This window comes from Bradyrhizobium sp. SSBR45G (assembly GCF_030159255.1).
Classification (GTDB): domain Bacteria; phylum Pseudomonadota; class Alphaproteobacteria; order Rhizobiales; family Xanthobacteraceae; genus Bradyrhizobium.
In genome coordinates, this window is sequence record NZ_BSCT01000009.1 from 1 (window position 1) to 19987 (window position 19987).

The following is a 19987-nucleotide window of genomic DNA, read 5'->3' on the forward strand; positions in this document are numbered from 1 at the left end:
CGGCTGAAGTTCTGGCTCATCAGAAAGTAGCGCTCGACGGTTTTGTCCGTGCCGCGCTTGCTGGTGATCCGCGCGACGGCTTTGAGGCCTGGAAAGTTGTGCCTCGCCTCCATGTCCTTCACGGGCACCACGAGCGCACTGCGCTTTTCCTTGCGGCCATGGTCCGCATCGGTCGTGGCAACCGCTTTGCTGCCCTTGCGCGCCGCTGCGGCGATCGCCGCCCGTGCGTCGGCCAGCAAAGCGGGCTGGTTCTCCTTCACCGCCAGGACGTAATCGCCACCTCGCGCCACGATCTGCTTGGCCATCTCGCGATGGCAGTGCAGCGCGTCGGCTGTCACCACGCATCCCTTGAGTTGCAGAAGTTGCAGCAACTGCAAAGCGCCGTCCACTTCGTTGTTGTTCGGCGCCAGAACGTTGGCCAGAGCCATCTGCGTCTGCGCCGCCCATGCCGTGACCATGACCGGCGGCATGTGGCTCTTGCCGCGCTCGTAACCACGCCGGAGCGCCTTTCCATCCAGGGCGATCACGCCCTGCGGCCGTGCGATCTTCGCGCCTTCGGCGAAGGCCTCCATGAAGCGCCGGAATGCCGTCTCGAACGCCTTCGGGTCGAGCATGCGGAACACACGGCTGAACGTGTCGTGGCCCGGCAGTCCATGCTTGAGGTCCAGCACATCTTTCCAAATATAAGCCTTCAACCGCGCAAACAGCGCCATGTCGGTACAACTCGTGGCCCCGCACAACGTCGCCATCAGCGCAATGAACAAAAGCTCCGTCAGATCGTGCAGCGCATTGTCCGCGCGCGGATCCGGCAGGTCTTCGAAGCATTCCGAGAATCGATCCATCGGCAGCTCCTTCCAACTCAGAAGCCACCTTCAGAATCGATTTTTGACCGGATCACAATGCCTTACAGGGCTAGTTCACATGCGATTCCCCTGAGGGATGGTGGGGGAGGCAGGACTCGAACCTGCGAAGCCATGAGGCGGCTGATTTACAGTCAGCTCCCTTTGCCACTCGGGACACTCCCCCGTACCGATGGCAGTTGAAGGCCGGCCGCAGGAAACAGCGGTTGAGCGACCATCAGCGCCATGGAGACGGTAAGGCCGCGGGGGCCCGATGAGGGCTGCGCGCGACCGGGGCCCTTATGATCGAACCGGGACCGTAAAGTCAACCAAGGCCCGACGAATTTTCGCAGCCGGCGGTGCCAAATTGCCAGAATCCGCAGGCCGTGACAGAAGCTCAGGTCATGAGCGAACGTGACCGAAAGCCCCCTTTTCGCCGCCAAGGCGGCAAATTCACCGGCAAACCGCGCGGTTTCGACCGGCCGCAAGCCCGGCGGGAGCGCGACTCGGGCGCGGATGGCCCGGTCATTCTCTATGGCTGGCATACCGTGACCCTGGCGCTCGCCAATCCCCAGCGCCGGATTCGCAAGCTGTACCTCACCGAGAACGCCGCGCGCCGGCTCGCCGACGAGCGCATCGAGACGCGGGTGACGCCCGAGATCGTGCGCCCGAGCCAGATCGACCAGCGGCTCGGGCCGGACGCCGTGCATCAGGGGCTGCTCGCCGAGGCCGATCCGCTACCCTCGCCCGACATCGACACGCTGAGCCCCGAGGGCATCATCCTGGTGCTCGACCAGATCACCGATCCGCACAATGTCGGCGCCATCCTGCGCTCGGCGGCGGCGTTCGACGTCAAGGCGATCATCACGACCGCGCGCCACAGCCCGGAGGCCACCGGCGTGCTGGCCAAATCGGCCTCGGGCGCGCTGGAGCTGGTGCCGATGATCACGGTGCAGAACCTCGCCCGTGCGCTGGCCCGCCTCGACGAGCGCGGCTTCCAGACCGTGGGGCTCGACAGCGCCGGCGACACCGACATCGCCGCCGTCACCCTGCGCCAGCCGCTCGCGCTCGTGCTCGGCGCCGAGGGCAAGGGCCTGCGGCAGTTGACGCGTGACACCTGCAGCGTGGTGGCGCGTCTCGACATGCCCGGCGCGATCAAGAGCCTCAACGTCTCCAACGCCGCCGTGCTTGCACTCTATGTCGGGGCCAGCCGGCTGGGGTTGATGGGCGGATGATCCCCGAGGGGCGCGCTGATCGCCGCGCGTGAGACCCGGCCATCCGCCTGCAGTCCGGACGACAAAACGCCCGCGCGCATGAAGCGCACGGGCGTTTGCTGAGAGCTTGTTCGGGCCGATCAGTAGTAGCGGCGCAGCACGCGCCGGCCGTGATAATAGGGCGAGGCGCCCCAGCGATAGGCGTGCTGCGGCTGCGCATAGACCACTTCAGGCGCGACGCGGGTTTCCTCGTAGGCGTGGTGACGATGGTGATAGCGATAGACCGGGATCGCCCGCTCCTCATAGGCCGGATACGGCGCGAAGGCGCCGGGGCCGCTATAGGTCGGGCCCTGGTTGACATAATAGTACTGCCGGGTCGGCTCGGGCAGCCGTTCATAGCTGACGCCGCAGCTGCCGCAGCCGGTGTGACCATAGGTGTAGCCGGGATGATAGGTGTAGGCCGGCTGATAGCTGTAGGTCGGCTGATAGGCGACGGTCGGCGCACACGGGCTCGCATAGCCGCACGGTGCGCAGGCGGAGGCGCCGCAGGCGGCGGCTGGCGCACTGCCCGCAACAGCGAGACCGACGATGGCGACAAGTCCTGAAATCACTCCACGCATGAACACTCTCCTGATGATCTGTTTTTTGTTTGAACTCATTGTCGATGGACAGCTGCTACCGGCGATAGGCCGGCGGCGGATTGGCATAATCGCCCGGCACTCCGTCCTCTCGCGGCGCGAGGATGACGTTCGGCGGCGACATCGGCACCTCGGGCTGGACCGGCTGCATCTGCGACTGGGCGCCCCACGAGCGGGAATAGCTTTCGGCCGGCTTCGGCAGCTTGCGGTTGGCCGGCGGCTCGATTTCCATGCGGCCGTAGCCGGGCTTCGCGCCGAGCGTCGGATAATAGTGGCCGACGTTGGGCTCGGGCTCGACCGGACGGCCGCCATAGAGGGAGGGCTGCATGTAGTTGCCCTTGCCGAGGCTGGTCTGGCCCTCGACGACGGCATAGGACGCATCGATGCCGTTGATGACGACGGGCACGCCGGGCCGCTGCGGGATCACGATTTCGAAGCCTTCGCTGGCGAGCGCGGCGGACGCCGTCCCGATCAGAATCGCGAGAGCTGTTGCACAACGCATGAATTCACGCCCCGGTTGCTGTCCTATCAATAGCGCAACGCGCGCCCGGATGGGTTAAACGCGCGGCTCAATCTGCCGGTAAGGCTAACGCACGAGCCATTCCTTCGGGTTAAGGCGCCAGGCCGGTTCGCACGCGACGGTTAATGGGGGATCATCATCCGCCTGTGGCCGCCGCGATCATGTGCCCTCCGATCGCCATGTCATCAAACGCGCCTGCCCTGCCCGCAAGCCTGACCGCCTCGCCCGCCACAGCGGGTTGCCGTTCGCATTTTCCTCTGCCGCGAGCCGCCGGCGAAAAACATCGACGCAGCGGCGGAACAGCAGCGGCCGGATGCGCTTAAGCTTCGGGGCGCAACGACGGAGTCAACCCATGATCAGATCTGCAATTCTCGGGGCTGCTGTTCTCGCAACCGCGCTCGCCGGCCCGGCGATGGCGCGCGACATGCACCACCGCCACATGGACCACCATATGGCTGGCCACGACGCTGCGATGATGCAGCAGCGCACGGATGGCGGCTGGAACAATGACTGGAACCGCCGCGGCACTGGCTTCTGGCCGACCGACATCGCCGTCGGCGCAGTCGGCACCGCGGCAGGCATCGCGGGTGCCGCGATCGGCACCGCCGGCGCCATTGCCACTGCGCCATTCCGCACCGCGGATGCCTATGCCTATGATCCGGGCCCGTATCGCTTCAGCCAGCCCGGCTATGATCGCGGCCCGAACGGCTATTACGGCGACTGGAACAGCTACGCCACCCGCAATGGACTGGTGTGCCGTCCCGGCACCGTGTTCAAAGGCAGCGACGGCCTGATGCACATCTGCCAGTAAGGCCGGCTTGGCGGCGTTCGACAGGGGCGGCCTCACGGCCGCCCTTTTTGCGATCTGGACTCAATCCTGCGGGCGCGTGCAACGCCAGTAGCCTCTGTGCATCAACTCTGGTAGGAACACCGCGCTTCGGAGGCCCTCGCCGCACCTGCAAGGTCGAGACCTCCGACACCACCCATCAGGTGCCTTCGCCGGCTTAGCTCAGCGGTAGAGCAGCGGTTTTGTAAACCGAAGGTCGGGGGTTCAATCCCCTCAGCCGGCACCATCCCCCGCAGAACCACTCGTGCCGGAAGGTCGCAGTTCTCGGGATCGGCATCTCGTCGGACGAGCGGTCAGTTCGGCTTCGTCCTGACAGCGGCTGCTGACGGCTTGAGCGCGGCTCCTGACGCCGGCTTCGGGGGCGCCCATTCCGCGTCCGGGACGGGGCCGCCGCCGTCCCCGGTCGGGGCCAGGAGCTGGCCCGGCACTTGATCCGTCACCTGAACCCATCCCTGGGTGGCGCAGAACAGCCCGAGCAGACAGCCTTTGACGGCCAGCATCTTCGCCCCCTCTCGCCAGATCGAGACGCCGTAGGTCTTGCCGTCCTCGGCATTGTAGACCTCTCCCGCATGGCGGCCGTCGGCGTTCAGCTTCAGGCCGAGCAGCATCTGGTGGCCGAGCAGCAGGCGGCCGCGCCTGGCCGGATCGGGGTTCAGGCGGTCGCGAAATGGCTGCCCCTTGGCATCGGCGGACTCCTTCATCCAGACGATGTAGCCGCAGATGCGATCGGCCATCGCGCCACAGCGCTCGATGCGGACGCGGGCGCGGCCGTCCTCGGTCAGCCAGGTGCCAACCGGATCACTCACCGTTGCAGCCTGACCGCGGCCCTCCGCCATCGACACGATCAGGCTGACGACGATGCGCAGGCCGACGCGCAGAACGAATCTCACAGTCATGTTCAGGATCCTCGTTGTCTCCAGGGTCTCAAGCCATGCGCTCGTGCGACAGGCCGGCCGTCGCTGGCGGCCGCGCCGCGTTGGCCGGTGCCCTCGATTCCAAAGCGCGGCAGCGCGGCTGCCGTCGTGAGCCGCCAACCGCGGGCCCGGCGCAGTCCGTCCCGCCCCCTCACTGGAGCTGTGCGACCAGGGCATCGGCCCCCTTGTCGATCCCGGCTTCGGCCGCCGCGAGCGCGCCGACGCTGGCCTTGATGTCGTAGGGCGTCGGATACTGCTTGCTGACGAAGGCGTTCAGCAGCCGGCCGTTCGCGGCATCGAAGATCTCGGCGGCGTAGAACACCGAGCCGGTCAGCAGCCCCTCGCCATCGCGTGCGCTGCACGCCGTTGTAGACGGCTCCAGCGAGATCGAAGCGCGACGCCGTGCCCAGCACCGGCGTGTTGGCGACGGCGCCCGTCAAGGTGAGCCGCACGCGCAAGGTGTTCGGACCGCGCTGATTGACGAGCTGGAAGCGCGCCGACAGGCTTTCCTGGAAGCGCGCGCGCATGTAGGCGGCGAGCTTCGCCTTGTCGGGCTCGGGCATGTCACCGAACTGGTGATCACGGCCGCGATAGATCACGACTGGGTCGAGCATGACCTTGTCATAGCTGCGCCAGTCGGCGGCGGCCGCGTAGCGGTAAGGCACCCGCCCGGACGGATCGGAGGAATTCGGCGCCAGATAGCGCGCCGATGCCATCTCGGAATAGGCTACCGGCGTCACCGTGTTGCAGCCGGCGCAGAGAGCCGCGGCAGCCATTGCCACCCAACCGGATATCCGGACTCGAACCACCATTTCCCTCTCTCCTTATCGTGCGGCCTGTTGCAGAGCACAATCAGTGTTGCCATCCAATAAAACCGACTAGACGGTTTGTAAAGTGGCACGATGAAGATTGCGTTAATCCGGCGGCAAGGACCGGACGGACGGCGACGCGCCAACGCGCGTCCATCCACGGCGCTTTGCCGACTCAGCGCCTGGCCGCGACGTCCTGCTCGAACCCCGTCCATTGGCGATCGTCGAGCAGGCGGGCGAACAGGCGATCGAGTTCCGGCTGCTCGAGCGGCGAGACGCGGAGCATCGTCATCAAGGCGAGCCCGCGGGCCGCCGCCCATCGCAGCACGGCGAGGTCGGCGTCGTCAGCTTCGTCCCGGATCTCGGCCACTCTCTCGGCATCCTTCGCTCGGGCGTCCGCCAGCAATCCGGGCTCCTGCGCAAGCGCGCCGAGCATGGCCTGCGCCACCGAATATTGCTGGGCGATCAGCTCACGCGAGATCGCGATCTGGGTGGCGAGCTCTGGCTGATCCGCCCTGCCCGCTTCAGCCCTGAACTTGCCGGCAAATTCGTCGAAATGGGCGAACTGCTGCTCGAGCAGCGCCTTGAGCACCGCTTCCTTGTTGGGAAACTGGTGCATCAGCCCGCCCTTGCTGAGGCCGCTTTCGCGCGCGATCGCGTCCAGCGTCAGGCGCCCCGGACCGTCGCGGGCGATGATGGTGAGGGCGGCGGTCAGCGCGGCCTTGCGCGACCGTTCGGAGCGCGAGGGATTGTCCATCGGAAAATGCCAAGTCTCGCGGGAGGTGCATGGGGTTCGGGCAGAGGAGAGCGAGACTGCGCTCCTGCCCAGAGGTGTTAGGCGAGAGCCACCCTCTTCTGTCAAGCCGCGCCTCTCGGATCGGGGCGCAGGAACCATCTGCACACCGGCGGATTGACGGTACCGGCTTCCGCGGGCGGGACGAAACGGGCTCAGACTGTGGCAACAATATTGCCACATCTCAACCAGGACTCTCACTTATCCCCAGAAGTCACTGGTCTTTCAGCTTGATTTCACAGCGAGCATTTGTTGCAATTGCGACTTCTGGGGGACAATCGCATGTCGTGGAAGGAAGAGCGTGATGCGCTGATCGCGCAGACGATGGCTTTCGTGCAGTCGGTGACCGGCAAGCCGGCCGACTTCTCCCAGTTCGAGCTGCCTGCCGTCCCGGTTGGGACTCCGGTCACGCCCCAACAAGCCGCCGCGACGCGTGGCGCGCCCGCTGTTGCACGGCCCGCTGCTGTCACCCTGACCGAGGCCGACGCCTCGCACGCCGACCACTCGCACGCCAACCAGGGGCCGAATCCTGCTGCCATCCCGTCGCCTGACACCAGAGCGCGGGAGTTTGCAGCTCCGGACGCGGCCCCTGCCCGCCCGAGCATGGGGCTCCCCGAACGTTTCACCAGCATCGCCTCGCAGCTCGATCTGCAGCGCGACATGCAGGCTGAAATCCGCGCTCGGGTCGCCCGCTTCCGCGCTCATCAGGAACGCTTCAACCGCGAGCGCCAGGAATATTTCAGCGCGACCTTGGCCCGTCTGAAAGCGTCGGCCGAGGGGACGGAGCTCCCCGAGGACTGAGCGCGCCTGCGCACGGTGATCGGTGCCCGCAAGCGGCATGCCGGCTCACAGCCAGGCGCACAGAAGCGCCAGGTTGGCGATGAAGGCGAGCAGCAATCCACAGGCGAGTGTCAGCTGGATCCGCCCGCAAAAGATGTGGAGATCGGTTCCCATGACTTAACCATCCGGCGATTCTGGCCCCGGAGTCCCACGGATTCTTTTTCCAAAAATTTAGGACTCGTTTACGACTCGCCGCGGCCGAAAAGGCCGCTTTCCGGCCGCGAACACGCCCGTGTCTCGCTACAACCGCTGTTCATCGTCGGTTCATCCTTCGCTTCTCTGGAGCCGTTTGGAATGCCCTATGCGCTGTTTTGCAATGAGGCCAAGCTGAGCAAGACCTATCCGACCGAGGCTGATGTCTGGCGGCTGGCGCGGCAGAGTGGGCTGGTGGTGGATGTGATGATCAATGCGCGCCGCGCGGGCGGGCATCTGCAACTCGACAATGATTACGAGATCCGTCCCTGCGCTGCCGAGCCGGAAGAGGATCCGTGGCAGAACCGGGCCGAGGCCGAGCAGGAGTTCAACCTCCCCTACGCGTCCTGATCGTCTTGCGCGGCCTCCACTCTCCTGGGCCTTCCCGGAGACGCGCAACAGAAAGCAACGAGGCCGGCTGTGGCCGGCATCACGCGACACATGCAGCGGGATAGCGGGCCCAAAGGGCCCTGGCAGCGGTTATCATGCGCTGACGCCCGGATGACGGGCCCGTTCGGCGGCAGCTTTCGCAACAGGATTTGCAGAGACGATACCGCGATCAGCGGGCAGCCGAAGCTGTCCGCTGCAGTGTTGCCATGACGTCCGGGCCTACGGCGTGGCCGTCGCCAGCGAGGCGGTTTCAGCCGGAAGGGCGACACAAGCGCGCTTGCGGCTGACGCCGCGGATCGCGCCGGTCACCTTCAGCACCTTGCCCGAGGGGCAGGACGCGGCTTGCACCAGCGCCACCTCGTAAGGAGCCAGCATCAACGGTTCGGACTTCAGGACGGTCTGGGCAGAACACGGCAAAACGGCCGCCGATAACAACAGCACGGACAACAAGATACGCATGTGGGATGATCCATCAAACCGGCGGACTCATAATATCAACTGGTGGCGAAAGTTTCACGAAGGTTTGAAAATTTTTTTGCACTGCGTGAGCACCCCTGAAACCATCGTTGGCCTCAGGCCGGACACAGCAAAACGCCCGCGCCGAGGCGCGGGCGTAGGACAATGATGTCATTGCCGGGGCGGTCAGCTAAGCCGTCCAGCTGCGCCATCTCAGCCGGAGGACTCAGTATTTGCCCGCGACCGGGCCACCCCAGCCGAAACGATAGTTCACGCCGACCTTGACAGTATGGTCCTCGTTGTTGAACCGGCTGCCCACAACCGGTGCCGGACCACCCGTGAAAGTGGTGTTACCAAAATTATAGTACTGATACTCGGCTTTGGCCGACCAGCTCGGTGCGAACATGTATTCGAGGCCGGCGCCGACGGTGTAGCCATCCTTGGTGTTGCCGTTCGTGGTGAAGCCGGCCGGCACGCCGGCGACGCTCACGCCGAGGCCGTTACCGTCACGCCAGGCATAGCCGCCCTTGGCATAGACCAGCGCCGGTCCCCAGGTGTAGCCGAGCCGCCCGGTCACCGAGCCTAGCTGGTTGGCGCCGCTCGAGGTCACGACCGTCGCGCCGGGAAAGCCAAAATTGGTGGTGTTGCGATCCATCCAGCTGTACTGGGCCTCGATGCCGACCACCCAGTTCGGTGCGAACTGATAGTCGAAGCCGCCCTGCACGCCGCCAAGGAAGCGGCCGTTGTTGCCCTCGAGGCCGTTGCCGCCCGCGAACGCACCGCCCAGATGCCCGCCGATATAGAAGCCCGTCCAGTTGTAGATGGCCTGCGGCGGCGTCATCGGGGGCGCCTTTGTATAGGTGCGGGCCGGCATGTCGGCGGCGAAGGCCGGGACAGCCAGAGCGGTCAAAGCCACTGCACTGAAAACAACGCGTTTCATGGAATGTCCCTGTTATTCGTTTGCGACATCAATTGAACATCGTGGCCGCATTTGGGTTGCCCGATGGCGGTGACGCAGCTGTGATTGCGTCAGCGTGTCACCAGCGAGCAACAAAGGCCTTATGTTCCATAGGCTTCCCGAATATTTCGTGAAGCTGCACGCCGCGCCCGACATTTGGTCGCACTACGGCGGCAAAGCGGTTCGATACATCCCCGATTTGTGATCACGACCGCGTCCTGACAACCCGCTGCGACGACTTGGCAGGTCTGCGTCGAGAGCACGGAGCCGCAGCGGCCTCGGGGCGATCACACGAGCTCCATTGAAGCACCCCGCTGCGCGTCCGCTCACCGAGGCGGCCGCGTCAACGCGTCATGGCGGCCAACTCTGGAAATGGCCCGTAGGTTGAGCCGGCGCAAAGCTCGCCTCCCTCCTCGATCAGGCGATCGAAGCGGCCGTCGACATAGACGGCCGCGCGCTCTCTGGCAGGACGGTAGCTGCCGTCGGATTCTCGGGCCGCATAGCGCACGCAGGTGACATAGCGCAGCCGTCCGCCGACCGTCCGCTGCACCGGCTCGGCCAGGACGCCCTCACGCACCCCCACGGGATTGTTCAGGTAGGTCCTGAGATAGGACACGATCTCGCCGCGGTAATTGGTCGGAAACGGCTGGTTCGCGACGCCGCGGTCGCCGGTGTAGGAGATGCCGCGATTGTCTTCGTTCATGAAAGCAGCCGGTCCGCCGCTGGCGCAGCCGGCCAGCAACAGCGCCAGCGTCACCGCCGGCCACCAAGTCGATCTCCCCATCCGCACAGCGCCCAACTCTGAAAGACATGTCCGACGCCCGCTTCTAACCCAAAGCCGGCAGTCAGGGAAATCGTACCGCTCACGCCACCGCCAAACGGCGGCCGCCGGCACACGTGAGGCGCGCCGGCGGCACAACACCTGATGGCCTTCTGATGGACGACGTGACCGTCGGCCGGGCCGATCAGCCGCGGCGGGTCGCCGGCGTCAGGCGCTTGACGCTCATCGTCTTGTGGCCGGTCAGCGAGGCATGCTGAACCTTCACCTTGTCGTGATGGCGAAGGTGCGCGGTATGCCGGTGCGTGTGGCGGAGCAGCGAGGCGTGCGGCTTGGTCTTCGACTTGCCGACCGTCGGCTTCATCTCATTGGCCTTGTCGCCAACCTGCGTGCCGCCCGCCTTCGCGGCGTCCGACTTGCCGGCCTCCGTCTTCGCCGCGTCGGTCTTGGCGGTGCCGGTGGTCGTGCCGGTGATCTGCGTCGACTTCGCGGACGTATCGGTTTTTGCAGGACCTGCGGCGAATGCGGGCGCAGCCAGGATCGACGCGGCGAGGAGCGCAACGGACATTGTCTTCAGCATGGTCGTCTCCGTGATGTTGAAGATCTGGAGACACCATCCAGTGGCGGATGGGCTCGTGATCATGGATGCGACCATAGGGAACCGGCACTGAACCCACCCTGAAGTAAAGCGAATGTTTCAGTTCATGCAGATGAAGGGATAGTCATCGAGATGACTGGCCTGTCACCATGTGGCCAGTATAATGCACCGATCGCGGCGCAAAATCCGCGCAAATGACCGGGAATATTTCGCAGCTGCGGAAGTTCTTCTCCGCATGCAGTCACCTGTTGGATCGACAACTCGGGAGATACGAATGAAAAAGTCTGCGATCAGGATTGCCACGCTGGCACTTTGCGCGATGGCCGTGGCCTCCGGGCCGCTGCTTCTGTCGAAGGCTTATGCCGCGGGCAGCGAGACTCCGTCTTCGCCGCCGCCGGACAAGAAGAAGAAGGACAAGAGCTCGAGCATCGAAGATCCGAAGTTCCTCGCGGCCTATCGCACGGCCTACACCTCGATCTATGATCGCGGCGATTACACCACCGCGATCCAGCAGCTCAAAGCGCTGAACCGCGAGGATGTCGCCGACGTCGCCAATCTGATCGGGTACTCCTACCGCAAGCTCGGCAACTACCAGGCCTCCAAGCAGTATTACGAGCAGGCCCTGGCGGATGATCCGAACCACGTGCGCACCTGGCAGTATTACGGCCTGTGGCAGCTCGAGCAGGGCAACCGCGAGCAGGCCAAGTACCACCTCGACAAGGTGGCGCAGCTCGCCGGCACCAACAGCGCCGAATATCGCTCGCTGGCCGACGCGCTTGAGAAGCAGCCGGGCACTGGCCTCGTCTACTGACGACACGCGATCGGATCTGCTCCGATCTCGACAGTGGCGCAACCCGAAAGGGTTGCGCCATTTCTGTTTGTCGGCCGCGGATTGTCGGCTAAGGATGAGCGTCGCTGCCATCCATTTTCATCATTCGATTTGAACGGGAGATTGCCGCGTGGAGTCCTGGCTTGGCGCAGCGCTCGACTATGTCCGCGACTGGATGGCTTTTCAGGTCGAGGTCTCCGGGCAGCCCGGCTGCATCATCGCCATTGCTCATCGCGGCGAAATCGTCCTGGAAGCCGCCTATGGTCACGGCAATCTCGACACCGGCGAGCGGCTAACGCCGCGACATCGCTTCCGCATCGCCTCGCATACCAAGGCGTTCACCGCCGCCGGCATCATGCGCCTTCGCGAACAGAAGCGATTGAAGCTCGACGATGCGGTCGGCCAATACGTCAAGGACCTGCATCCGGACATCGCGACAGCGACCATCAGCCAACTGCTGTCGCACACCGCCGGCCTGATCCGCGACGGCAAAGATTCGGGTCAGTTCACCGACGGCCGCTCCTATCTCGACCGGGACGAGCTGCTCGCCGAGCTGAAGCTTCCGCCGGTGATCGATCCGAACACCCGCTTCAAATATTCCAACCACGGCTATGGCCTGCTAGGCCTCGTCATCGAGGCGATCAGCGGCGAGCCCTACCCGGCGTTTCTCCAGCGCGAGATCATGACGCCGCTCGGTTTGCGCGAAAGCGCGCCGGACATGACGCTGCTCGGCAAGAACGTGCCGTTCGCGCGCGGCCATTCGCGAACCGTGCCGGTCGGCCGCCGTGTCGTGATTCCCGGCGACAATCCGACCAACGCCATCATGGCCGCGGCGGGCGTGGTCGCCACGGCCGCCGACACCGCGCGCTTCTTCGCCCAGCTCGCGCCGAACGCGAAGAAGAGCCTGCTGTCGGTCGCGAGCCGCCGCGAGATGACCCGCCGGCAATGGCGGGTCCCGCAGGACATCGAGGAAGTCTATTACGGCCTTGCCTGATGAGCGGCACCACCGCCGGCTTCGACTGGTTCGGCCATGGCGGCGGCTTCCAGGGCTACATCTCGCGCACCTCGGTGATTCCCGCCCACGACATCGCGATCACCGTGCTCACCAACGCGGTCGACGGCTGGGCGCCCGGCTGGGCCAACGGCATCAAGTTCATCCTGCAGGCCTTCGCCACCCACGGCGCACCATCGCGCAGGACGCACGACTGGACCGGGCGCTGGTGGACGCTGTGGGGCGCGGTCGATCTGGTCCCGTTCGGCGCCCAGGTTCTGGTCGCCAACCCGTCCTTCATCAATCCCTTCATCGATGCCGCCCGCATCGAGGTCACCGGCCGCGACGCCGGCCGCATCGTCCAGGCCGCCGGCTATGCGAGCCATGGCGAACCGGTTCGGCGGGTGCGCACCAAAACCGGCGTCAGCGAGATCTGGCTCGCCGGCACCCGCGTGCGCCCCGAGCGCGTGGTCCGCACGGAGATGGAGCGGAAATACCCGAAGGGACGGCGGAAGAAGGACGCGTAGCGGCAGCGTCGACGCGCAGCCCGGATGAGCGATGGCGACATCCGGGCTCCGAACGACGCTCTCTTCATCGTCATTGCGAGCGCAGCGAAGCAATCCAGGGTGGTGTGCGGGACTCTGGATTGCTTCGCTGCGCTCGCAATGACGGAGCAAGTTGGAAGGGCGGAGGACGTCAGCGGCAACGCTCCTGTAGCCCAGATGATCGACTTGTCCGCCGAAGCTCGCCAGGGCAAGGCAGAAGCGACATCCAGACGACGAACTACTTCATCAGCGCCTCGACCTCGCCGCGGAAAGCCTTCCGCGCATCGTCGCGGGAATAGAACATGTGCCCGCCCGGATAGACCACCAGCTTGACCCGCGGCGGCCGGGCGAAGGACGGCAGCTGGTCGAGCACGATCTTCGAGCCGTAATACGGCGTGGCGAGGTCGAACAGGCCGTGGCCGACCAGCAGCTTCAGCTTCGGGTCGAGCGCCAGGATCTGCCGGATGTCGCTCATCGATTCCGGCGGGCTGATGCCGCGGCCGAAATCCCAGGACCGGTTTACCGCGCCGCTCAACAGCTCATAGGAGCCGTCGGGACGCCAGTTCAGCTTGCGGGTCGTCAGCTCGACCGCGGCGCTGGTCAGCGGCGCGGTGAGCACGTCGCCTGAGGGATCGGCGCTGCGCGAATGGCTGGAATCCGGATAGGGATCGATGCCCAGCACCGAGCCATCATAGCGGCCGGTGATGCGGCCGTTCTTGCGGTCGAACTCGCGGCGAAACTCGGAGACATCGAAGCGGCCGGCAAGTCTGCGGCTGACCGTCTGGTCGATCCCTGTCAGGCTCGCCACCGCGTCGGCGAGCCGGTTGGTCGCCTCCGCATCGGCCTCGCCTTTCACGAGGTCGAGCAGGAAATCGCCGCTGGCGTAACGCTCGACATCGGCGAGATCGGCCCGTGTCACCGGCCCCTTCATCTGCCTGGCGACAGCGGCATAGCTCGGCAGGCTGGCAACATATTGCATCAGGCTGGAGCCGGAATAATCGCGGAAATCCAGCAGCGGAGAGAGCAGGACCAGGCCGCTGACGCCGATGCCCTGGTCCTGCTGCAGGTTGCCCACGATCTTCGGCCCGCGGATCCCGCCATAGCTTTCGGCGGTGATGAATTTGGGGGACGCCAGCCGGTCGTGCTTCTCGAGCCAACGGCGCACCACCAGCGACAGCGAGCGCACGTCGCCATCGACCGAGAAGAAGCGCTTGCGGACCTCGTCGCCGGTCGCGACGAAGCGGCTGTAGCCGGTGCCGACGGGATCGATGAAGACGAGATCGGTGAAGTCGAGCCAGGTTTCGGCATTGGGAAGCAGGTCCGGCTTCGACGACGGCGTCACGCTGGGCGCGTCGATCGAGATGCGCCACGGGCCGGCGTTGCCGAGCTGCAGATAGGCCGAGGACGCGCCCGGCCCGCCATTGAAGAAGAAGGTGACCGGACGGCTCGCACGCTGGGTGCCGTCGAGCTGATAGGAGGTGTAGGCAATGTCGGCCTGAGGCTCGCCCTTGTCGTCGAACACGCGGATCGCGCCTGCCGTCGCCGTAAACGACAAGGTGCGGCCGGGCAGCTCGAGCTTTTGCGTCGTCGTGGAATCCGCCGGCAGCTTGTGCTGCTCGGCTGCCGACGACGAACTGGACGGACCGGCCGACCGATTGCCGGCCGAACCGGTGCGGGATCCGCCGGGCGCCGCCTGCTCCTGCCCGGCTGGAGGGGTATCCTGCGCCCGCAAGGTGGGACCGGCGACCAGAATCGCGAGGGCCAAGGCCGTGAGACCCGATCGCAAGATGGACGACTTCAAACCTGCCATCGGCTCAAACTCCCTGGACGCCAACCGAATAGACCATCGCGGCCCGTAACGCATGAAACGCGGCGGAGAACCAACCTCAACCAACGCTTCCGTGATCCAGGTCACATCAGGGCAAGTGCCTGTGACCGGCAGTTGTGCTATGGGCTCGAACCTCTCGATCCCGTCCAACGTCCCATCAATGGGACAAGAGGCGCACCGCCGGTTGCGATCACGGAGTTCATCATGAAGTTGCCGACGTTCATCGTCGTGGCCCTGACGGGGCTCGTGGCCCCCGCCTTGGCCGGGCCGCCCGCGGCCCTGGTCGAGGACGTCCAGGGCGAGGTCGCCGGCGCTGAATTGATGGATTATGTCGCGCCAGGTCAGGTGATCAAGCTCGGCCGCGACGGCAGCGTGGTCATGAGCTACCTCAAATCATGCCGCCGCGAAACCGTCAGCGGCGCCGGCAGCGTGACCATCGGTCCCGCCGAGAGCACGGCTGACGGCGTCATGCTCAAGAGCGACATCGTCAATTGCGACGCCAGCCATGCGCAGGCAAGCTCGCGTGAAACCAGCGAGGTGGCGGCGACCATCGTGCGCGGCCTGGGGCCGGACAGCGCGCCGCTGGCGCAGGCCGTCATCTACGGCGCCTCGCCGATCGTCGAGGCCAAGGGCCGCGGCACGCTGATCGTCGAACGGCTCGACCAGCCGGGCGAGCGCCAGCAGATCGAGTTGACCGGCCGGCAATACAAGGGCCGCTTCTACGATTTCGCCGGCACCAGCCATCCACTGACGCCGGGCGGCACCTATGTCGCGAGCTTCGGTCCGTCGCGGCTCGTGTTCAAGGTCGACGCGCAGGCCAAGGCCGGTCCCGGACCGGCCATCGGGCGGTTGATCCGGCTCAACTGAAATCGAAAGCAGCTGTCGGTGGCGATCGGACGCCGGACGCGCGACGCGCTCGCCCTCATCGCGATCGCGCTCGCCTGCGTCGGCCTGTTCATCTCGCCGGCGTTCGAGCGCGGCCGCGGCCTGTCCCTGGATGCGCTGACCTGGCTGCGCTTCGAGGCGTTCGGCAACCGGCATGACGCCGCGACCAGTCCCGCCGTCGTGATCGCGATCGACGAGGAGAGCTATCAGGCCCCACCCTTCAAGGGCGCGCCGCTGCTGGCCTGGACCGGCGAGATCGGCCGCGTGCTGACGTCCGTGCTCGATGGCGGCGCCAAGGTGGTCGGCTTCGACATGGTGTTCCAGACCTCGATCGAGCAGTCGGAGATTCCGCTGGGCGATTCGACGCTCGGCGACAAGACGCGCGGCTTCGATCGCGATTTCCTGCGCGCGCTGGCGACCGCCGCAGCCGGCGGCAAGGTGGTGCTCGGCGAGATCTTCGGCGAGCCTCCGATCCTGCCCGCGCCCGGACAGCGCATCGCGGTGCGCCAGCAGCAGAACCTGCGGCCGCTCAACACCTACACCGACAGCGACGATGTCGTCCGCCGACATCCGCTGACGCTGAGCGCGAACGGCAAGGCGATTCCGAGCATGGCGCTCGAGCTGGCGGCACGCGCCCGCGGCACCGCGCCCGTGTTCACGTCCGACGGCGTGACGCTTGGCGATGACCGCGTGCCCAGCAGCGTGCCCGGCATCATGACGTTGAACTTCGCGGGCGGCGCGCAGGACATCCCGACCTACTCCTTCGCCGACCTGCGCGCCTGCGCGGTCAAGGGCGACAAGGATTATTTCCGCCGCGAGTTCGCCGGCAAGGTCGTCCTGATCGGCACGGTCGGGATCGAGGACCGGCGGCTGACGTCGAAGCGCTTCGCGACCCGCGCCGAGGGCGCGCGGCGGCCGCGCTGCGCGCTGGAGGAGCGCAAGGTCACCGAGACGTTCGCCCGCAGCACCATCGCCGGCGTCTACATCCACGCGACCGCGGTGAACAATCTGGTCAGGCAGGACGCCGCCATCGAAATGAGCCGGCTCGCCATCTTCGGCATCGCGATGACGATGGCGCTGCTGGCCGCCCTGCTCGCCCGCCTGCTGCGGCCGACCTTCGCGGCCGGACTCCTGGGCCTGCTGGCCGTTGTCTACGCTGCGCTGGCCACCGCGCTCTTCAACCAGGCCATCGTGCTGCCATTGGCCGAGCCGCTCGCCGCTGGCGTACTCGCACTGGCCGCGACCACCGGCTATCGCTTCATGGTCACCGACAAGGACCGCCGGCTGCTGCAGAAGAGCTTTGCCTATTACCTCGCGCCGCGCGAGATCGACCGCATGCTGGCCTCGCGCCGGCTGCCGCAGCTCGGCGGCGAAACGCGCGAGGTCACGGTGTTCTTCTCCGACATCGTAGGCTTCTCGCGCATCGCCGAGCAGATGACGCCGGAGCAGCTGATGGCGCTGACCAACGAATATCTGTCGGCGATGACCGACGTCATCGAAAGCCATGACGGCTATGTCGACAAATATATCGGCGACTCCGTGGTCGCGGTGTTCGGCGCCCCGCTCGACGATCCGGACCATGCGAAGAGCGCCGCGCGCGCGGCGCTCGGCTGCAAGGCGAGGCTCGCCGAGCTCAATCTGTCGTCGACGGCGTTCCAGGGCATCACGGTGGCGCAACGCATCGGCATCAACAGCGGCGCCGCGCTGGTCGGCAATTTCGGCTCGCAGCGCCGCTTCAACTATTCCGTGATGAGCGACGCGGTGAACGTCGCCTCGCGGCTCGAAGGCGCCAACAAGTTCTACGGCACCACGATCATCGCCTCGGACAGCACCGTGGCGCTCGCCGGCGCCGAGTTCGCCTGGCGCGAGCTCGACACGATCCGGGTCAAGGGCCGCGAGCAGTCGCTGAAGATCCATGAGCTGCACGGCCGCGCTGCCGAGCTCACGCCGCACGACCAGGCTGTGCTCGCCGGCTACGCGGCGGGTCTGGCGCATTGGCGGGCTGGCGAACTGCCGCAGGCGGCCGAATGCTTTGCGCCGGCGGCCACGAGCGACCCGCCGAGCGCCCTGTTCGCCGAACGCGTGACTGCAACGATGCGGGACGAAGCCGCCGCCTGGGATCCCGTGCGCACATTGCAAGAGAAATGACACGGCGATGACGGTCCCGTCGCCCGCATCAGCGCAGACGGGAGTCATAATCCGTCGCAACAGCCGCGTTGGGCGCCCATTTCCGGGCGATATCAGCCCTCATCCCGGCCGCATTGGCCCCGCATACCGGCCGCGATGGACAAGCACGGCCAAGGTCGGCTAGACGACACGGCGCCTTCATTCCGGTCGATCGACCCAGCGAGCCCTGCGACTGATGACCACGCCCAAGCGATATGAGCGGATCGCCTTCGTCGCGAGCCCGAGTGCCGAGGCGCAGGCTGCGCTGACCCAGCTGAGCGCGCTGTATGGGAATTCCGATCCCGATCTGGCCGATGTCGTCGTCGCCCTCGGCGGCGACGGCCTGATGCTGCAGACGCTGCACGACCAAATGCGCTCGGGCAAGCCGATCTACGGCATGCATCGCGGCACGGTCGGCTTCCTGATGAACGAGTTCTCGACCATCGATCTGCACGGGCGGCTCGAGGCGGCGCAGGAATCGGTGATCCATCCGCTTCTGATGCGGGCGACCGACGCGGGCGGCGAGGTTCACATTCATCACGCCATCAACGAGGTCTACCTGTTCCGCCAGACCGCGCAGACCGCACGGCTGCGGATCATGATCGACGAGCGCGAGCGCATGCCGGAGCTGATCGCCGACGGCGTGCTGGTGGCGACGCCGGCGGGCTCGACCGCCTATAATCTCTCGGTGCAGGGCCCGATCCTGCCGATCAATGCCGCGCTGCTGGCGCTGACGCCGATCAGCGCGTTCCGGCCGCGGCGCTGGCGCGGCGCCCTGCTCCCCAACACCGCCTATGTCATCGTCGAGGTGCTCGAGGGCGACAAGCGGCCGGTGGCAGCCGTCGCCGACCACGACGAGGTCCGCAACGTCCGCCGCGTCGAGGTGCTCTCGGACAAGACGATCTCGATGCGGATGCTGTTCGACGCCGGCCACAGCCTGGAAGAGCGCATCCTGAGCGAGCAGTTCGGCTATTAGCACGGGCGTCGGTCGCTGGATGGCGGCCCCCGCTCCCTCCACCCGTCATTGCGAGCGCAGCGAAGCAATCCAGAATCCCGCCCACGACTCTGGATGGATTCGCTGCGCTCCCAATGACGGCGGAAAGAGAGTCGCAAGACGCCCGCCCCACGCTCTCCACGCGTCATTCCGGGGCGCCCGAAGGGCGAGCCCGGAATCCATAACCACGGGATGGTGTGAGGTGCGAGATGGCAGTGGCTCCTGTCTTCGCCACATCACCGCTCGGGGTTATGGATTCCGGGCTCGCGCGTTCCGCGCGCCCCGGAATGACGGCGGAGAGCGTGGGGCGCGCCTGCCCAAAACACCCTTGCCGCAACGCTTTGTTAACCCGGCGCTCCTTATGGTTAATGCGCGTTGACCACCTTCATGGGTGATGCCTTCAGGCCGGCCAAATGTATCGCATCGACTTCAACAAGCTGCGCTTCCTCGTCTGCGACGACAACCCGCACATGCGCCGCATCCTGCGCACGCTGCTGCATTCGTTCGGCGCCCGCGAGGTCAACGAGGCCGAGGACGGCGCCACCGCGCTCGAAATGTACACCCATTTCTCGCCTGACATCGTCATCACCGATTGGGCGATGCCGATCTTCGACGGCCTCGAGCTGGCGCAGATGATTCGGCAGCCGGAAGCCAAGGGCAATCCCTACGCGCCGATCATCATGCTCACAGGCCATTCGGAGAAGCGCCGCGTCACCGTCGCGCGCGATGCCGGCGTGACCGAGTTTCTCGCCAAGCCGATCTCGGCCAAGGGCCTCTACCAGCGCATCCTCAACGTGGTCGCCAATCCCCGCCCCTTCATCAAGACCAAGACCTATTTCGGACCGGACCGGCGCCGCAACACCAACAGCGCCTATATCGGCCCCGAGCGCCGGATCGGTGGCGAGGCGGAGATCTTCCAGCAGCCGTCACTTCTGGATAAAGCGCGCTCCGCGGTTTGAGGGC

At 65.9% G+C, this 19987-nt stretch carries 20 protein-coding genes, 2 tRNA genes and 2 pseudogenes; 11 read left to right on the plus strand and 13 right to left on the minus strand.

Features of this window, described 5'->3' with window-relative positions; genetic code table 11:
- Together QQL87_RS13535 and QQL87_RS13540 are read right to left on the minus strand one after the other, a co-directional pair.
- A partial coding sequence (locus QQL87_RS13535; protein ID WP_284424111.1) for an ISAs1 family transposase occupies positions 1-842 on the minus strand: 842 nt, incomplete at its 3' end.
- A 98-nt stretch (positions 843-940) separates the two neighbouring features.
- Positions 941-1026, minus strand: a tRNA-Tyr gene (locus QQL87_RS13540).
- Positions 1027-1243: 217 nt separating this feature from the next.
- On the opposite strand from QQL87_RS13540, the gene rlmB reads away from it, so the two are divergent.
- Positions 1244-2074, plus strand: a complete 831-nt coding sequence (rlmB, locus tag QQL87_RS13545; protein WP_284419251.1) for a 23S rRNA (guanosine(2251)-2'-O)-methyltransferase RlmB — start codon at positions 1244-1246, stop codon at positions 2072-2074.
- Positions 2075-2193: 119 nt separating this feature from the next.
- On the opposite strand, the gene QQL87_RS13550 is transcribed toward rlmB, so the two are convergent.
- Entirely contained in the window at positions 2194-2673 is a 480-nt protein-coding gene (locus tag QQL87_RS13550; protein WP_284419250.1) for a hypothetical protein, read from the minus strand.
- A 55-nt stretch (positions 2674-2728) separates the two neighbouring features.
- The gene (locus tag QQL87_RS13555; RefSeq protein ID WP_284419249.1) at positions 2729-3193 is read right to left on the minus strand and encodes a hypothetical protein; all 465 of its coding nucleotides are present in this window, start codon (positions 3191-3193) and stop codon (positions 2729-2731) included.
- Positions 3194-3563: 370 nt separating this feature from the next.
- On the opposite strand from QQL87_RS13555, the gene QQL87_RS13560 reads away from it, so the two are divergent.
- Positions 3564-4022 carry a hypothetical protein gene (locus QQL87_RS13560; RefSeq protein ID WP_284419248.1) on the plus strand — a complete coding sequence of 153 codons (459 nt, stop codon included), beginning with the start codon at positions 3564-3566 and terminating at the stop codon, positions 4020-4022.
- A gap of 187 nt (positions 4023-4209) precedes the next feature.
- A tRNA-Thr gene (locus tag QQL87_RS13565) sits at positions 4210-4284 on the plus strand.
- 67 nt (positions 4285-4351) lie between these two features.
- On the opposite strand, the gene QQL87_RS13570 is transcribed toward QQL87_RS13565, so the two are convergent.
- The 3 genes and pseudogenes from QQL87_RS13570 to QQL87_RS13580 form a co-directional block, all read right to left on the minus strand.
- Positions 4352-4954 (minus strand): DUF2147 domain-containing protein, encoded by a 603-nt coding sequence (locus QQL87_RS13570; protein ID WP_284419246.1) that lies wholly within the window; start codon positions 4952-4954, stop codon positions 4352-4354.
- Positions 4955-5123: 169 nt separating this feature from the next.
- Positions 5124-5784: pseudogene (locus tag QQL87_RS13575) on the minus strand (DUF3313 domain-containing protein).
- A 172-nt stretch (positions 5785-5956) separates the two neighbouring features.
- Positions 5957-6538, minus strand: a complete 582-nt coding sequence (locus QQL87_RS13580) for a TetR/AcrR family transcriptional regulator (protein ID WP_284419245.1) — start codon at positions 6536-6538, stop codon at positions 5957-5959.
- Positions 6539-6856: 318 nt separating this feature from the next.
- On the opposite strand from QQL87_RS13580, the gene QQL87_RS13585 reads away from it, so the two are divergent.
- Positions 6857-7375 (plus strand): hypothetical protein, encoded by a 519-nt coding sequence (locus tag QQL87_RS13585; RefSeq protein ID WP_284419244.1) that lies wholly within the window; start codon positions 6857-6859, stop codon positions 7373-7375.
- 45 nt (positions 7376-7420) lie between these two features.
- Here QQL87_RS13585 and QQL87_RS13590 read toward each other — a convergent pair whose 3' ends face one another.
- A complete protein-coding gene (locus QQL87_RS13590; RefSeq protein WP_284419243.1) occupies positions 7421-7528 on the minus strand; it encodes a glucose transporter in 108 nt (35 codons plus the stop codon).
- Positions 7529-7708: 180 nt separating this feature from the next.
- Between QQL87_RS13590 and QQL87_RS13595 the strand changes: the two genes are divergently transcribed.
- On the plus strand, positions 7709-7957 hold the full coding sequence (locus tag QQL87_RS13595; RefSeq protein ID WP_284419242.1) for a hypothetical protein: 249 nt from the start codon (positions 7709-7711) through the stop codon (positions 7955-7957).
- Between the two features lie 258 nt (positions 7958-8215).
- On the opposite strand, the gene QQL87_RS13600 is transcribed toward QQL87_RS13595, so the two are convergent.
- From QQL87_RS13600 to QQL87_RS13615, 4 genes are all read right to left on the minus strand, one after another.
- Positions 8216-8455 (minus strand): DUF6719 family protein, encoded by a 240-nt coding sequence (locus QQL87_RS13600; RefSeq protein ID WP_284419241.1) that lies wholly within the window; start codon positions 8453-8455, stop codon positions 8216-8218.
- A gap of 223 nt (positions 8456-8678) precedes the next feature.
- On the minus strand, positions 8679-9392 hold the full coding sequence (locus tag QQL87_RS13605) for an outer membrane protein (protein ID WP_284419240.1): 714 nt from the start codon (positions 9390-9392) through the stop codon (positions 8679-8681).
- A gap of 361 nt (positions 9393-9753) precedes the next feature.
- On the minus strand, positions 9754-10194 hold the full coding sequence (locus QQL87_RS13610) for a hypothetical protein (protein ID WP_502871166.1): 441 nt from the start codon (positions 10192-10194) through the stop codon (positions 9754-9756).
- 181 nt (positions 10195-10375) lie between these two features.
- Complete coding sequence (locus QQL87_RS13615) at positions 10376-10768, minus strand: hypothetical protein (RefSeq protein ID WP_284419238.1); 393 nt, start codon at positions 10766-10768, stop codon at positions 10376-10378.
- 292 nt (positions 10769-11060) lie between these two features.
- On the opposite strand from QQL87_RS13615, the gene QQL87_RS13620 reads away from it, so the two are divergent.
- A complete protein-coding gene (locus QQL87_RS13620) occupies positions 11061-11597 on the plus strand; it encodes a tetratricopeptide repeat protein (RefSeq protein ID WP_284419237.1) in 537 nt (178 codons plus the stop codon).
- A gap of 148 nt (positions 11598-11745) precedes the next feature.
- Positions 11746-13133, plus strand: a pseudogene (locus QQL87_RS13625) (serine hydrolase domain-containing protein).
- A 256-nt stretch (positions 13134-13389) separates the two neighbouring features.
- Here QQL87_RS13625 and QQL87_RS13630 read toward each other — a convergent pair.
- On the minus strand, positions 13390-14961 hold the full coding sequence (locus tag QQL87_RS13630; RefSeq protein WP_284419236.1) for a S10 family peptidase: 1572 nt from the start codon (positions 14959-14961) through the stop codon (positions 13390-13392).
- Positions 14962-15183: 222 nt separating this feature from the next.
- Between QQL87_RS13630 and QQL87_RS13635 the strand changes: the two genes are divergently transcribed.
- The 4 genes from QQL87_RS13635 to QQL87_RS13650 all read left to right on the plus strand — a co-directional run bounded on the left by QQL87_RS13635 (position 15184) and on the right by QQL87_RS13650 (position 19983).
- Entirely contained in the window at positions 15184-15846 is a 663-nt protein-coding gene (locus tag QQL87_RS13635) for a hypothetical protein (protein ID WP_284419235.1), read from the plus strand.
- Positions 15847-15864: 18 nt separating this feature from the next.
- Complete coding sequence (locus QQL87_RS13640) at positions 15865-18012, plus strand: CHASE2 domain-containing protein (protein ID WP_502871167.1); 2148 nt, start codon at positions 15865-15867, stop codon at positions 18010-18012.
- A 214-nt stretch (positions 18013-18226) separates the two neighbouring features.
- Entirely contained in the window at positions 18227-19006 is a 780-nt protein-coding gene (locus QQL87_RS13645; protein WP_284419234.1) for an NAD kinase, read from the plus strand.
- A 431-nt stretch (positions 19007-19437) separates the two neighbouring features.
- On the plus strand, positions 19438-19983 hold the full coding sequence (locus tag QQL87_RS13650; protein WP_284419233.1) for a response regulator: 546 nt from the start codon (positions 19438-19440) through the stop codon (positions 19981-19983).
- Positions 19984-19987: the final 4 nt, after the last annotated feature.